This window comes from Sulfurihydrogenibium sp., from assembly GCF_027448985.1.
GTDB lineage: Bacteria > Aquificota > Aquificia > Aquificales > Hydrogenothermaceae > Sulfurihydrogenibium.
Genome location: NZ_DAIDMN010000036.1, coordinates 1 through 13,396 on the forward strand (window position 1 = coordinate 1; position 13,396 = coordinate 13,396).

Here is a 13,396-nt window from a genome sequence, read left to right on the forward strand (position 1 = left end):
TTCTTCATTTTAGCTTTAAGTTTTGCTACTTGTCTTGGTTTGTTTTAAAATTATTTAAATTGGAAATTAGAGTTAAGAATATTAAAGAGGTAAAGTAAAGTTTGCTAACAGGGTAATGGGATATTTAGAAGCGTTGGGCTACAAAAATGTATACGTATTAGATGAAGAAATTGATAAATTTATAGAAAACTACAAGTGAACCTATGACTTAGCCAGTCCATAGGTTTCATACCACACCTCCCAGCAACCTCTACTCCCCCCCTTTGGAAAAAAGGGGGGTTTTAAAAAGTTATAAGTTAGTAAATACTAACCAAATCATGTAATATGTATGTACTTTATGTTATAATCAATTTATGAAAAAATAGGAGGAAAACATGAAAGTAGCAATGCCTGTCAAACCATCTAAAGATAAATATCTTTTATCATCAGCTTTTGGGAAATCAAAGTTTTTTCTTATATACGACCTTGAAACTGATAGTTATGAGATTGTAGAAAACAAAGAGTTAAGCGGTAGAGAAGCGGTAAATCTAATATCAAGTAAAGGAGCCAAAATAGTAATCACAAACCATATAGGTGGTGGAGCTTATAAATTGTTAACAGAAATTGGTTTAAAAGCATACTTTACACAGTCAAAAAATAAACCTTTTGAAACGGTTTTGCAAGAGTATAAAGAAGGAAAGTTAAAGGAAATAACTCCTGCAAACTTTATGTTGATACCTCAACATCACCATCATCACGGTAAGCATCACCACGATTAAGGAGGTATAAAACATGAAAAAGATTGTTGTTTTAGGTGGGGGTATTGCCGGAATAGAGAGTGCGATTTTTTTAAGAAAGTATAACTTTGATGTAGAACTTATCTCTGATAGAGATTATTTTTATATATATCCTATATCTATATGGATTCCAACGAAAGAAAAGAACTTTGAAGATGTAATTATTCCTATTAAAGATTTGGCATCCGCTCACGGATTTAAGTTTACACAGGATAAAGTTTTAAAAGTTGATGATGATAGTTTTACTTTAGAAAAATCCGGAAGAAGAGATGATTTTGATTATTTAGTAGTAGCATTAGGACAATCAAAATTAAAGCATAAAGGAATAGAGTATACATATTCAATATGTGCCAATCCTGAAGAAACATTAAAGTACTCGGAAAAACTTGATGAGTTGATAAAAAAAGGCAAGGGAAAACTTGCCTTTGGTTTTGGTGGAAATCCAAAAGCCAAAGAGGCAGTTAGAGGTGGACCTGTATTTGAACTTTTGTTTAACGTAGATTACTACCTTAGAAAGTTAAAAATCCGTGATAACTTTGAACTTACATTTTTTGCTCCGATGCCAAAACCTGGTGAGAGACTTGGGGAAAACGCTCTGAAAATGATGGATATGATGTTTAAAAAGTTAAACATAAAATCCTACACAGGTAAAAAGATTACAGAGTTTACTCCTGATGGTGTTGTTTTAGAAGACGGAACTAAGATTGAGTCAGATTTAACCTGTTTTATAGCAGCAGGAGATGGTCATCCAGCTATAAAATCCGGAAATCTTCCTCAAACGGAAGCTGGATTTGTAATAGTAGAACCTACAAACCAAGTAAAAGATGTTGAAAATGTTTACGCTGTGGGAGATAGCTGTGCTTTGGAAGGTCCGGAATGGAAGGCAAAACAGGGACATCTCGCAGAAGTGATGGCAAGAAACACAGCTTACAACATAGCCCTAAAGGAAGGACTGGAAAAAGGAAATCCAAAAACTTACATAGACCACATAAACATTCTTTGTCTTATGGATATGGGAAACGGTGGTGGACTTGCTTACAGAGATGATAAAAGAGCTATGCTTATACCTTTGCCAATAGTAGGACACTGGATGAAAAAATGCTGGGGAGTGTACTACAAACTTTCAAAACTTGGTAAAATTCCAAGACTTCCGGGAATGTAGCTAAATGATTTCTTTGTATATAACTTTTCTTTGATTTCTATCGTATATAAAATCTGCTTGTAAAGTTGTATCTCCTACCGTACTTTCTATCTTTATGTGAAATACAGTTGATTTTACATCTATATAAGGAGATACTGAGTATAGCATATCAAAGGTAAAACCTTCTACCAAAACCAAGTCGTTGATAGATTTAAAATAATTTTTTTTACGGTACTCAACTATCTTTGATGCTAAAGTATCATCTATTTTTGGATTTAATGCTTTTAAAACTTCTATGGATGCTGTGTTTACGTTTATCTTTCCATCTGTAAAAATGGTTGAAACAGATAAAAGTCCCGGATAGAACTTATTACCTATCAGCTTTCCGTAAAGGTCATCGTCTGAAAAGCCAAGTAGTTTAAGTTCATAAAGACTGTCAAAAGGTCTTTTTTTAACTGGATAATCAACAGGGATACTTCCTTCTTGGGAGCCTGTCCATACGTAAATCCTGTTTAAAAAGTTTACGTTTATGTTTAAATTCTTAAATAGATTTTCGTATATTTTCCTATATCCGGATTCTTTCGTGTTGTTTAAGTTTATAAATCTGTTTTCATCGTAGATTGTAATTTTTACTTTTACTCCTTCTTTTTCAAAGTCAAAAGGTAAAGCCCATGTATCGTTTAATGTATCAGTTGAAGGGTCATCTTTGTCTAATATGGTTTTTGCAATCTCAAAAGCCGATTGGGTTATATAGTACGCTTGTTGTTTGTTGTACACCGATAACGTGTACTTGTAGGTTGATATTGCATCTTGGTAAGCTTGTAGTACGTAAGAAGACAAAGTTAAAAATGCCATTAACACAACTATCAGTATCATTGCATATTAAACTTCAAATCCGTAATCGTTCCGGACACTGTAAAGTTAAATCCTACAACGGAAGCAGTGCCGTTAATCTTTGAGTTTAAAGGATTTTTTTCATCGTAAGACACAATCCCATTTCCTGATAGGTCTATCCCTTGAAAACTACCTTTAAACTCAAAAGTTTTCCCTTTAAAATTAAATTCTAAATAGTCTATACTTCTTCCCTGTGCCATAAAGTTTTTTAGTTTTAGTTTACCGAATACACCATCTTTTATTTGGATGTTTCCGGAAATACTCTCAAAATCAGGAGAACATTTAAAGTCATCAAACCTAATCTCAAATCCTCCAAAAGTTTTATGTAAAAATTCAGATTTTTTACTTTGACAAATCAAAACTAATCCCTGAGTTAACGGATACAAGTATAAATCAACATCGGATTTTTTTACCATCTGTTTATCCTGATAGTAGATATCTGCTTTTTTTATAAAATATGTTTAAAATCTCACAAATAAAAAGTAAAATAGTATCATCTTTAGTCTATCCTTCCATAATAATAGGTTTTAGTGTAGTATCTGTATTTGTAGCTACAAAGTTTGTTGTACCAAAAATAGTGTCCGTTTTGGAAAACTTTGGAAAAGAACCACCACTGATAACAAAGATGATGGTTTACTTTTCAAAATTTTTAACAGTCTTATTTTACCTATCCCCTTTACTTGTCTTGGCATTTATCTTAAGAAATAAATTGATAAAAAAGATTTACTACGACAAATTTTTACTTTCAATACCTGTTGTAGGAAAAATTATTCTCTACTTTAACCTTTCAAGATTTGCAAAAATTTTAGCTATGACCTTATCAACAAACACACAGATACAACAGGCTGTCAGTATGGCTATAAACAGCTTATCCAACGAATTTTTAAAAGAAAATCTAAAGGATATTCCGGATAAAATAGGTAAAGGATTTTCGTTAACAAAAACCTTAAAAGAAGTCAAAATACTTCCGCCACTGTTTGTCAACTTGATAGAAACCGGAGAAACAAGTGGAGAACTTCAAGAGATGTTAAACACAGTATCCCAAGTTTACCAAGACCTTACAGAAAAAATTATAAATAGATGGGTTAGTTTGATAGAGCCGTTAATGATGCTTTTTATAGGTTTTATTATAGCTCTTATAGTGATTAGCGTTATACTACCTATTACCGACATATCCACAGGAACTAAACTTAAATAAAATTCTTTATGCTAAAATTTTATAAAAAAATCAGGAGTAGAGATTGAACATTACAGATTTTTTTACACTTGAAGATTTTAAGATGTCTATTCCTTTTACCGCTCTTGGAGCAAGAGTGTGTTATAATGCAGGAGATTTACAATCTCTTTTAAACGACCCAAGAGTAGTTGACAAACAAACAAGAGCAGAGTTTTTATCCAAACTTGGTAACTACAAACACTTTTCAGTGTTTGCCCACTCTTTTGCCTACAAAAAAGTAGGAGAACTAAACGCCTTAAAGATAGCTGCAACCTATTTTAAAAGCCATTACAATCCAGAATATCCGGATGTGGTTGGAGTAAGCCTAAGACATTACCTTGAAGACCTTTTAAAAAAAGACCCAAACCAGTACATAAAAGCGTTTGAAAAGATAGCAGAGTTTGACATTCCTATCCAGCCTTTAGGACAAAAAGAAAACGTCAGTCTTATAGGACTTTTAAAAGAGTATGACGGCTACGCCGTGTTTTTTATAGACAATGTAAGCAGAACCTTAACCCATCAACTTGTTAGACATACAGCTTTAAACTTTTCACAAAGAAGTCAAAGGTACGTAAGAGAAGAAGAAAATTATGTAATAACACCACCTTCCATTTTAGAAAACCAAGAAACGTTGACATTACAAAGTATAGAAAAGCTAAAAGATGTTTTTGATGAGATGTTAAACATCATAAAAACCTCACAAACCAATCCCAGCCAAACTGTAAAAGATAGTATTCAAGTACTTGAAGAAAGAGTAAATAAAGTAAAGCTGAAAAAACATCTAAAAGCGTCCGATATAGCAAAAATACACGATGAAATGTCTCAACTTATCTACGACTTACTGGTTCATCACTATAAAATAAAAAGAGAAGATGCAAGGTTTTTCCTGCCTAACGGAAGAAGAACTACAATAGTGGTATCCGGAACACTCTACTGGATAAAAGATTTTATACTAAAAAGAACAGAGCCCCACGCCCAGTGGGAAATAAGAAGTATTGCAAACCAAATGAAAGAACTTTTACAGGAGCAAGGTGTTTTATAAAAAATTAAAGCTGTACAGCAGATTTAAAGAGATTACATTACAACTTTCAAAACTTGGTATATACAACGTTTATGAATACTTTAAAGTTTTGTTTGGTCTTGAAGTTGACCCTAACTTAAAACCACAAAAAGTAAGACAAACCCTTGAATACTTAGGACCCTCTTTTATAAAACTCGGTCAGATACTGAGTATAAGACCAGACATAATTCCACAATCTATGATAGTAGAGCTTATAAAACTCCAAGATAAAGTAAAACCGATTCCTTTTGAAGATGTAAGAACAATCATAGAAAGCCAGCTAAAAGCACCATTAGAACACATATTTGAATACATAGACCCAAACCCTATTGGCTCTGCATCTATAGCACAGGTTTATTACGGTGTTTTAAAAACAGGTGAAAAGGTAGCTGTAAAGGTAAAAAGACCAAATTTAGAAGAACTCATATCGATAGATGCAGAAATATTTCTTAAAATAATTTCTTTTTTAGAAAAACATTCAAAAACTGTAAAAGACCTTGATTTAAAGTCCGTTATACACCAGTACAAGTACACAACGTTGAGAGAAGCAGACTTTGACATAGAAGCATCAAACATCAGGAACTTCAGAAAAATGTTTGAAAACTACGATAAAAAATTCTACATACCAAAATACTATGAAAAGTATTCAACAAAAGACATACTTACACTTGAATTCATAGATGGGTACAAACTATCAGAAGTGGATAAACTTAACTTAGATAAAAAGCAGATAGCACAAACCATAACAGATGCTTACTATAAAATGGTTTTCAAAGATGGGTTTTACCATGCTGACCCTCATCCGGGGAATTTTCTAATAAAGTCAGATGGAACGGTTGTTTTATTAGATTACGGAATGGTTGGCGTTATATCCGGAGAAAAAAGAAAACTTTTATACGAACATATATTTGCTGTGATAAATAAGAATGTAGAGCTTGCAATGAACTTTTACGAAGGTATGGAAATGATTACTCCTAAAACGGACTTAGATAAACTTCAAAGTTTTGTTGAAATTTTCATAGATAAATACTACAACAAAACACTTTCAAACATAAATCTAAAAGAGATGGTTTTAGAAATCATAGAGCTTGTAAGAGAGTGTAATTTAAAACTTCCAACATCGTTGGCTTATCTTGGAAAGTCGGCGATAGGCTTAGATGGGGTTATAAGAAATTTAGACCCGTCTTTTAACCCTACAGAAAGGTTATCCAAATTTTTAACAAAATCCGCGGTAGATTACGCAAAAGAGAAGTTTGATGAAGTTGGAAGAATCGTAGACTTTTACTACAATCTTGCATTTAAACTAAATAGGTTAATAAAACTACTGAATATAGAGAGACTTACATTCCGGATTTTATTTAAAGATTTAGAAGAGCTTCAATTTTTTTATAAAAATCAAGTTTTTAAAATAGTTTTATCTATTTTGTTTGGAAGCTCTTTGATTGCATCTGCACTTTTTTCCTTATCAAACCACAACGATATGTCAAAGTTTTTACTTTTTTTCTCCGGATTGATATTTATACTTCTATTTTACAAAATCCTTAGATTTTAGTAATCAAGTCCTTTTTTTGCCTTTATGCCCTTTTGATAAGGATGTTTTACCTCTTTCATCTCTGTAACTAAGTCTGCTGTATCTATTAAATCTTGGGGACAGTTTCTACCAGTTAGGATAAAATCTTTATCCGGATATTCTTTTAAAAGATTTATTAAATCTTCCTTTTTAACAAGTCCAAAGTGTATTGCCACACAAATTTCATCTAAAACAATCAAATCATAATTTTTTATATTCCCCTTTATAAAAGAGAGCCCCTCATAAGCAAGCTTTACATCAATCTCTTCAATAGGTCTTACACCGTATTTTTTTAAATCTGGATTTTTTTCTAACTCTTCCTTTGGCAGATAAAAACCTCTTCTTCCAAAACTTTTTATCGTTATGTTTTCCAATTTTTCAAGTACTTTCGTTTCGGAAGTGATTGTTTTATCTTTCATAAACATAACAAACAATACTTTTTCTCCATTTCCTAACGCTCTTAGTGATGTACCTATGGCAGCTGTTGTTTTTCCTTTTCCGTTTCCAGTAAATAGGTAAATCATAAGCTACATGCACTCCATCCACAGTTAGGACAGGTTTTACATCCTTCTTTCACAATCAATGGTGTTCCACATTGTGGACACCTTTCGGTAGATGTAGGGTAATCCTCTACTATTTCTGGTGATGGTGTTATCTCTTTGTAAATGGAAGGTCCTTTAGCTTTTTCATCTTTTAAAGATGTAATAAATTTTTTTTCCTCTTTTTCTTCTGTGGGAACAGTGTAAACAGCCGGAATGGACTTTTCTCTGTATACTGTCAAACCTTTACATCCAAGTTGATGAGCTAAGAGATAACTTTCTTTCATCTCTTCTATTGTAGCATTTTCAGGAAAGTTTATCGTTTTTGAAACTGAAGAATCTACCCACTTTTGAAATGCTGCCAGTGCTTTTATATGGTCTTTTCCGGATATATCTCTTGCAGTTTTAAAGAAATTTTTATACTTTTGAGGAATGTAATGTATGTTTTGAATACTTCCGTTATTCTTTACAACATCCTTTATAAGATTATCATCAAATATACCTTCCCTTTCCATAAATTTTTCAAAAACCGGATTCACGTAATAAAAAGAACCTATACTTACCTTTTTCTCGTATATGAGGCTGTAAACAGGCTCTATTCCTGCTGAACATCCGGCTATCATACTTATCGAACCGGTAGGTGCTATTACAGTCGTGTAAGCATTTCTAAGACCGTATCCTTTTATTTCATCAGCCAATGCTTGCCAATCAAAATGCCATGATTCTTTTTCATAAAACCCTTTAAAAGGTAGTTTTCCATCTTTGTAAAAACTTTTGTTAAAGTATGGAAAAGAACCTCTCTTCTTAGCTATTTCTACGGATTCTTTCTTTGAATGGTAATTTATGAATTCCATCACTTTTTCCATAAATTTTATACCTTCCTCACTGTCGTAAGGTATTTCAAACTCAAAAAGAAGATCTGCAAGACCCATTACACCAAGACCTATTTTTCTCGTTTTTAATGTGGTTTCTTCTATCTTTTTAAGAGGGTATTTGTTTATGTCTAAAATGTTATCTAAAAATCTAACGGCAGTTTTTACTGTTTTTTCTAACTCATTCCAATTCAATCTAACGTTTCTTTTTTCTCCATCGTACTCTTCTTCAACAAAAGCCCATAGGTTTATAGAACCTAAATCACAAGATTCGTTTGGATAAAGCAGTACTTCACCACATGGGTTTGTAGCCTCTATTTTCCCAAGAGTTTCTAAAAAAGGGTTATATCTGTTTATATTGTCATCAAATAGTAGTCCTGGTTCAGCAGATTCCCATCCTTGATAAACAATCGTATCAAAGAAGTTTTTTGGATTTATGTATTTTACAATCTGTTTATTTCTTGGGTTTATAAGGGGGTATGGTTTGTTTTCTTGATAGTACTGCCAAAAATCTTCTTTTAAAAAAACTGATATGTTGAAGTTTGTAAGCTGTCTGTTTCCTTTTTTAGCGATTATAAATTTTTCTATATCCGGATGGTCACTGTTTAGAATACCCATATTAGCGCCACGTCTAACACCACCTTGTTTTATAACGTCTGTCATTTTATCAAAGAGTGTCATAAAAGCAATCGGTCCGGAACTTACACCATGGGTAGACCTGACAAAATCCCCTTCCGGTCTCAGTGGTGAGAAGTTATAACCACATCCTCCACCAGCTTGAAATATTATTGCAGCATTTTTCAACGTTTCCATAATTGATACAAGGGAGTCTTCCATTCCTAAAACAAAACATGCCATTCCCATTCCGAGAGGATTTCCAAAGTTAACAAGAGCCGGAGTGTTTGGCATAAATTTACGACTAACCATAATGTTGTAATACTCTTGGACTTCTTTTTCATAATCTTTAAACTCATCGTCAATTAGCATCTGAAGTACTTCATAAAAGTTTTTCTTCATAAGTTTTTGAAGATTAAACCTTTTATAGAGTCTCCCCAGTCCTTCTAAATGGTATATATTTAGAAAATACTTTCCTATTTTAGCTTTTCCTACAAAGTTCTGTAAGTTTATCTTCTTTACTTTTTGAAGAGGAGAGCCCTTTTGAAAAACTTTTTCATCGTAAAGGATGGAAGGAAGAGTAACGTGGATAGCAACTCTCTCAAATAACTGTTTTGGACTTTCTATTACTTTCCCGGATTCGTCTTTATTTAAGTACCTTGCAGCAAGGACTCTTAATGCGTTTATATCAAAAGCTTTATCTACCTCATCTATGTAGTTTTTATTCAAAATCTGCATCTTTTCTTTTCTTATTTCTGCTCTTTTTTGTCTGTAGAGAATGTAAGCTTTTGCGACCTTTGAAAGACCGGCTTCTATCAATACTTCTTCAACAATGTCTTGAACCTGCTCTACTGTTGGTATATGTTCTTTGGGAATGAGATTTTCAAGTTTTTCTACAACCTTTTTTGCAAGATTTTCTGAAAGTTGTTTATCTCTTTCTCCTACAGCTTGCATTGCTTTCCATATAGCGTTTTCTATTTTTTGAATATCAAAATCGACTATTCTTCCATCTCTTTTGATAATTTTTTCAATCATAAAACCACCCCAATGTATAAGTATAATGGCTTTTTCGAAGAAATGCAAAGATTAAAAAAGAATGTTGAAATCTTTCTTGATGAGATACTTTATTCTGTATTTTAAAGCTTCTTTCTGTTTTTGTTTATCTGATATATTTAAAGTTTTTACAAAAGACAAAGCCTTTTTCGTATAGAGTTTTTTTTCTTCTTTTGTCAAGTTTTTCCATATTTTTAAAAATATCAGTTCAGATAAATAAAAGTTTTTAAGGCTTTCATCAAGAATATTTAAAATATTTTTATCTGGATTCAAGTTGTACTTTCTGACTATTACATTTACATCATCCTCTGTTGGGAATGTAGAAACCGGTTCTTCTGGTTGAAGACTTTTTTCCTTATTACTTAAATCCTTTTCATTATCGGTTATCTGTTGTGCTAACTTTACTAACAGAGAAATAGGCTTTTTTGGCTTTTCTTTTTCGTATCTTTCGTGAAAGAGAGTCAGTATCTCTTTGGTTTTTTCATAGCCGTAATCTTTTATAAAACTTTCCAAAATATCAGATTCGTTCTGAGAGAGATTTATAATAGATTTTCCTACTATATTTACATATAAATTAGCTATTTCTATGTATTTAGGGTCTTCCATTTATAATAAATCTCCGCAGAGTTTTCTAAGGTAGATGTGTATTTTAACGCTTCGTTTAAAGTTCTTCCAACCGCAAAACTTCCATGGGACCTTACAACCGATACAACGTACCCTTTACTGAATATATCTGCTAAACATTCTGCCAATTCCAAGGATGCTGAAGGTTTTTCTACAACACAGATAGGCACTTTTTTTATAAAAAGCTGACCTTCTATGTCTATAGGCTCAAACTCTTCTAAAAAGTAGGCTAATGTAGTTGCTGTAATTGGGTGGGCATGGACTATCGCTGAAATGTTTGGATTTTTTTGGTATATCTTTCTGTGGACTATAAGTTCTATCGATGCTTCTTTGTCTTGCTGTGTTTCTTTAAACAAAGGAAGCTTAATTATATCTTCTTCTGTTAAAAATCCTGCCATCCTTCCGGTTTTTGTTATGTATATGTAATCTCCATCTCTTACACTTAGATTTCCACCGTGGGAAGATACGAGTCTAAGCTCGTGTAAAACTCTACCTGTAAACTGTATCTGTTGAATAATCTCATTCAAAGCTTAACTCCTACAACTGATATTCCATAATCTTTGGCTTTTTTTATAAACTTTTCTCTTTCCAAGAGATAGGTTTTTCCGGATTCTACCGCCAATACCTTTGCTTTTGCTTTTTTCATAGATTCCAACGTCAATGTTCCTATTACTGGTACGTCATACCTCATATCTTGATTTTTTCTGGCAGCTTTACATACTATAGTTCCTTCTCCTGCAAGTTCTCCGGCTCTTAAAATACATTTATCAGTTCCTTCTATACCTTCTACAGCTATAACTACACCGTCCTTTACAACAACAGTTTGACCTATATCAAGTTCTGCCACTTCCTTTGCTAACTTCATTCCAAACTGGATGTCTTTTTTAAGGTTTTGGTCTTCGATAGGATTTACCAAAAATCCTTCTTCTACTAATAAAGAAGATAGGTAAGGAGTTGGGTCTATAAATTCAAATCCTTCTTTTTCAAGTTCTTCTATTATGGAGTGAAGTATCGATTTTGCCCTTCTATCTTTTAAGGAAGTTAAAAACTTTTTTGCTCTTTCGTCAAACTTGTAAAAATGGAAAAGAATCGATTTATGGTCTATTCTCCCAAGCATCACAAGCTTATTTACACCTTCTTTTTTAAGTGTATCTATTATTTTTTGGGCTTCTGTAAAGGAAAACCAGTATGTTTTTCCGTATTTTTCAATTTCTTTGTCCGCTGAAGATTTTATCGCTACTATTACAAGGTCTTGATTTACATTTTTTGCAAATGTTAAAGGAAGTTCTCCCCATCCGGCTATTAGCCCTATTTTCATTACTCTTCTTCTGAAAGGATTAATTTCCTTTTAGAAGCATCCGGAGCAATGCCTCTTTTTGTAGTTTTTACAAAGTCCAAAAGATTTTTTATTTCAGGTGTTATAGGTAATTTTTCCTCTACTTCTTTTATTCCTTCCGATATTGTTGGAGAAGTTCTAAATAAAATTCTGTACGCTTCTTTTATAAGCTTAATCTGGTCCGATGTAAAACCTCTTCTTTTTAAACCCACAAGGTTCAAACCATAAAGTAAAACATGGTTTTTTGAGGCTCTTGTGTAAGGAGGTACATCTTTGTCAACGGCGGAAGCACCACCCACCATGGCGTAATCACCTATCCTACAAAACTGATGTATAGGAGTAAGTCCACCAATAAATACATAATTTCCTATTTTTACATGTCCTGCCAGCGTAACACAGTTTGCTAAAATTGTATCATGACCAACTTTACAGTCATGGGCTATGTGAACGTAAGCCATAAGATAGCAGTTATCACCTATTTTTGTTACACCATCGTCAAAAGATGTTCCTCTATGAACCGTACAGTACTCTCTTAATACCGTGTTATTTCCAATTTCAACATAACTAATCTCACCTTTAAATCCAAGGTGCTGAGGTATGTTTCCTATTACCGTTCCTTCGTATATCTGACAGTTTGAACCTATCTTTGTGTAGTTTTTTATTTTTACACCAGAGTAAATAACGGTGTTATCTCCAATTTCTACTTCATCTTCTATAATAGAAAAAGGACCAACTTTTACATTGGTCCCAAGTTTCGCTTTTTTACTAACTATCGCTGTTGGATGGATTTCTACCATTAAATCCCTTTATGCTAAGAGAGCCTTTAAAACTTCCTTAGGTTGAACACCTACTCTTGTATCAACAACTCTTCCGTTTTTAAATACCATTATTGTAGGGATAGCTCTTATTCCGTATTTCATAGCAAGGTTTGGATTTTCATCTGTATTTACTTTTACAACCTTTGCTCTTCCTGCCATCTCTTCAGCTATCTCTTCAACTATTGGAGCTATAAGCCTACAAGGTCCACACCAAGGTGCCCAAAAGTCTACTAACACAGGAACATCTGAATTCAAAACTTCCTGGTCAAAGTTAGATTCGTTAACCGCTATTACTTTTCCTGCCATATCAATCCTCCTGAATTAAATTTCTATACAAATCTAAAACTCTTTTATCTTTAATATAATAACATACAATTGAACCTTCTCGCTTATATCCGAGAATTCCTCTATTTCTCAATATAGAAAGGTGTTGAGAAACGTTCGGTTGGGGTAGGTCAAGAGCTTCCCATATGTGTTTTACGCATTTTTTACCACTTGCCAGATATCCTATTATTTTTAATCTTGCCGGATGAGCTAAAGCTTTTAAAAGCTCTGCTGTGTCTTCTAAAAACTGTTCATCTTGCCATTTTGTATTTTCTACAACTTCTTCTTTTAGCATGATACACCTTTTTACTACCTTTTAAAATATTAGAATATATTATATAGATATATTCTTATAAATGCAACAAGGCAGGTCTAAACCTGCCTTAGTGATTTAAGCTACTTTTTCTATTATTGATTTTGTTGATATTACGTGTTTATGAAGACCCAGTTCTTTTGGTTTTAAACCTAACGCTAGTCCTATTAGTTGAGGCAAGTGGTAAAAAATGCGTAAAACACATATGGGAAGCTCTTGACCTACCCCAACCGAACGTTTCTCAA

At 33.0% G+C, this 13,396-nt stretch carries 15 protein-coding genes; 5 read left to right on the top strand and 10 right to left on the bottom strand.

All coding sequences use genetic code 11. From position 1 onward, the window contains the following. The first annotated feature begins 374 nt into the window (after positions 1-374). Positions 375-758, top strand: coding sequence for a NifB/NifX family molybdenum-iron cluster-binding protein (locus tag NE054_RS04375; RefSeq protein ID WP_297889015.1), 384 nt, complete (start codon positions 375-377; stop codon positions 756-758). Between the two features lie 13 nt (positions 759-771). Beyond that, positions 772-1,938, top strand: coding sequence for an FAD-dependent oxidoreductase (locus NE054_RS04380; protein ID WP_297889017.1), 1,167 nt, complete (start codon positions 772-774; stop codon positions 1,936-1,938). Here the strand turns inward: NE054_RS04380 and NE054_RS04385 are convergent, their stop codons facing one another. After that, on the bottom strand, positions 1,939-2,793 hold the full coding sequence (locus tag NE054_RS04385; RefSeq protein WP_297889019.1) for a helix-hairpin-helix domain-containing protein: 855 nt from the start codon (positions 2,791-2,793) through the stop codon (positions 1,939-1,941). Then, positions 2,790-3,227, bottom strand: coding sequence for a hypothetical protein (locus NE054_RS04390; protein ID WP_297889022.1), 438 nt, complete (start codon positions 3,225-3,227; stop codon positions 2,790-2,792). Before NE054_RS04390 ends, NE054_RS04385 begins: the two co-directional genes overlap by 4 nt. Before the next feature lie 41 nt (positions 3,228-3,268). On the opposite strand from NE054_RS04390, the gene NE054_RS04395 reads away from it, so the two are divergent. Genes NE054_RS04395 through NE054_RS04405 form a run of 3 tightly spaced genes read left to right on the top strand, consistent with a single transcriptional unit; the run spans position 3,269 to position 6,639 of the window. Then, the gene (locus tag NE054_RS04395; RefSeq protein ID WP_297889025.1) at positions 3,269-4,009 is read left to right on the top strand and encodes a type II secretion system F family protein; all 741 of its coding nucleotides are present in this window, start codon (positions 3,269-3,271) and stop codon (positions 4,007-4,009) included. Between the two features lie 43 nt (positions 4,010-4,052). Continuing rightward, entirely contained in the window at positions 4,053-5,069 is a 1,017-nt protein-coding gene (locus NE054_RS04400) for an FAD-dependent thymidylate synthase (protein WP_297889028.1), read from the top strand. Then, entirely contained in the window at positions 5,059-6,639 is a 1,581-nt protein-coding gene (locus NE054_RS04405; RefSeq protein ID WP_297889031.1) for an AarF/UbiB family protein, read from the top strand. The genes NE054_RS04400 and NE054_RS04405 overlap by 11 nt, the downstream gene beginning before the upstream one ends. Here the strand turns inward: NE054_RS04405 and NE054_RS04410 are convergent. The 8 genes from NE054_RS04410 to NE054_RS04445 are packed head-to-tail and all read right to left on the bottom strand — an operon-like array spanning position 6,636 to position 13,133. Beyond that, the gene (locus tag NE054_RS04410; RefSeq protein WP_297889034.1) at positions 6,636-7,181 is read right to left on the bottom strand and encodes a cob(I)yrinic acid a,c-diamide adenosyltransferase; all 546 of its coding nucleotides are present in this window, start codon (positions 7,179-7,181) and stop codon (positions 6,636-6,638) included. The genes NE054_RS04405 and NE054_RS04410 overlap by 4 nt on opposite strands. Next, on the bottom strand, positions 7,178-9,718 hold the full coding sequence (locus NE054_RS04415; protein WP_297889037.1) for an adenosylcobalamin-dependent ribonucleoside-diphosphate reductase: 2,541 nt from the start codon (positions 9,716-9,718) through the stop codon (positions 7,178-7,180). The genes NE054_RS04410 and NE054_RS04415 overlap by 4 nt, the downstream gene beginning before the upstream one ends. A gap of 51 nt (positions 9,719-9,769) precedes the next feature. After that, on the bottom strand, positions 9,770-10,342 hold the full coding sequence (locus NE054_RS04420; protein WP_297889040.1) for a hypothetical protein: 573 nt from the start codon (positions 10,340-10,342) through the stop codon (positions 9,770-9,772). Continuing rightward, entirely contained in the window at positions 10,321-10,887 is a 567-nt protein-coding gene (locus NE054_RS04425) for a class II aldolase/adducin family protein (RefSeq protein ID WP_297889043.1), read from the bottom strand. Before NE054_RS04425 ends, NE054_RS04420 begins: the two co-directional genes overlap by 22 nt. Beyond that, positions 10,884-11,678 carry a UDP-2,3-diacylglucosamine diphosphatase LpxI gene (gene lpxI / locus NE054_RS04430; RefSeq protein ID WP_297889046.1) on the bottom strand — a complete coding sequence of 265 codons (795 nt, stop codon included), beginning with the start codon at positions 11,676-11,678 and terminating at the stop codon, positions 10,884-10,886. The genes NE054_RS04425 and lpxI overlap by 4 nt, the downstream gene beginning before the upstream one ends. Next, a complete protein-coding gene (gene lpxA / locus NE054_RS04435) occupies positions 11,678-12,493 on the bottom strand; it encodes an acyl-ACP--UDP-N-acetylglucosamine O-acyltransferase (protein WP_297889048.1) in 816 nt (271 codons plus the stop codon). The genes lpxI and lpxA overlap by 1 nt, the downstream gene beginning before the upstream one ends. A gap of 9 nt (positions 12,494-12,502) precedes the next feature. Further along, complete coding sequence (gene trxA, locus NE054_RS04440) at positions 12,503-12,820, bottom strand: thioredoxin (RefSeq protein ID WP_297889050.1); 318 nt, start codon at positions 12,818-12,820, stop codon at positions 12,503-12,505. A gap of 1 nt (position 12,821) precedes the next feature. Continuing rightward, a complete protein-coding gene (locus NE054_RS04445; protein ID WP_297889052.1) occupies positions 12,822-13,133 on the bottom strand; it encodes a metalloregulator ArsR/SmtB family transcription factor in 312 nt (103 codons plus the stop codon). Between the last annotated feature and the right edge of the window lie 263 nt (positions 13,134-13,396).

Bases quoted from the DNA above. Each gene is read 5' to 3' on its own strand.
- NE054_RS04415 (WP_297889037.1), bottom strand. From the start codon at position 9,718: ATGATTGAAAAAATTATCAAAAGAGATGGAAGAATAGTCGATTTTGAT.
- NE054_RS04390 (WP_297889022.1), bottom strand. From the start codon at position 3,227: ATGGTAAAAAAATCCGATGTTGATTTATACTTGTATCCGTTAACTCAG.
- trxA (WP_297889050.1), bottom strand. From the start codon at position 12,820: ATGGCAGGAAAAGTAATAGCGGTTAACGAATCTAACTTTGACCAGGAA.
- NE054_RS04380 (WP_297889017.1), top strand. From the start codon at position 772: ATGAAAAAGATTGTTGTTTTAGGTGGGGGTATTGCCGGAATAGAGAGT.
- NE054_RS04395 (WP_297889025.1), top strand. From the start codon at position 3,269: ATGTTTAAAATCTCACAAATAAAAAGTAAAATAGTATCATCTTTAGTC.
- lpxI (WP_297889046.1), bottom strand. From the start codon at position 11,678: ATGAAAATAGGGCTAATAGCCGGATGGGGAGAACTTCCTTTAACATTT.
- lpxA (WP_297889048.1), bottom strand. From the start codon at position 12,493: ATGGTAGAAATCCATCCAACAGCGATAGTTAGTAAAAAAGCGAAACTT.
- NE054_RS04385 (WP_297889019.1), bottom strand. From the start codon at position 2,793: ATGATACTGATAGTTGTGTTAATGGCATTTTTAACTTTGTCTTCTTAC.
- NE054_RS04445 (WP_297889052.1), bottom strand. From the start codon at position 13,133: ATGCTAAAAGAAGAAGTTGTAGAAAATACAAAATGGCAAGATGAACAG.
- NE054_RS04375 (WP_297889015.1), top strand. From the start codon at position 375: ATGAAAGTAGCAATGCCTGTCAAACCATCTAAAGATAAATATCTTTTA.
- NE054_RS04410 (WP_297889034.1), bottom strand. From the start codon at position 7,181: ATGATTTACCTATTTACTGGAAACGGAAAAGGAAAAACAACAGCTGCC.
- NE054_RS04420 (WP_297889040.1), bottom strand. From the start codon at position 10,342: ATGGAAGACCCTAAATACATAGAAATAGCTAATTTATATGTAAATATA.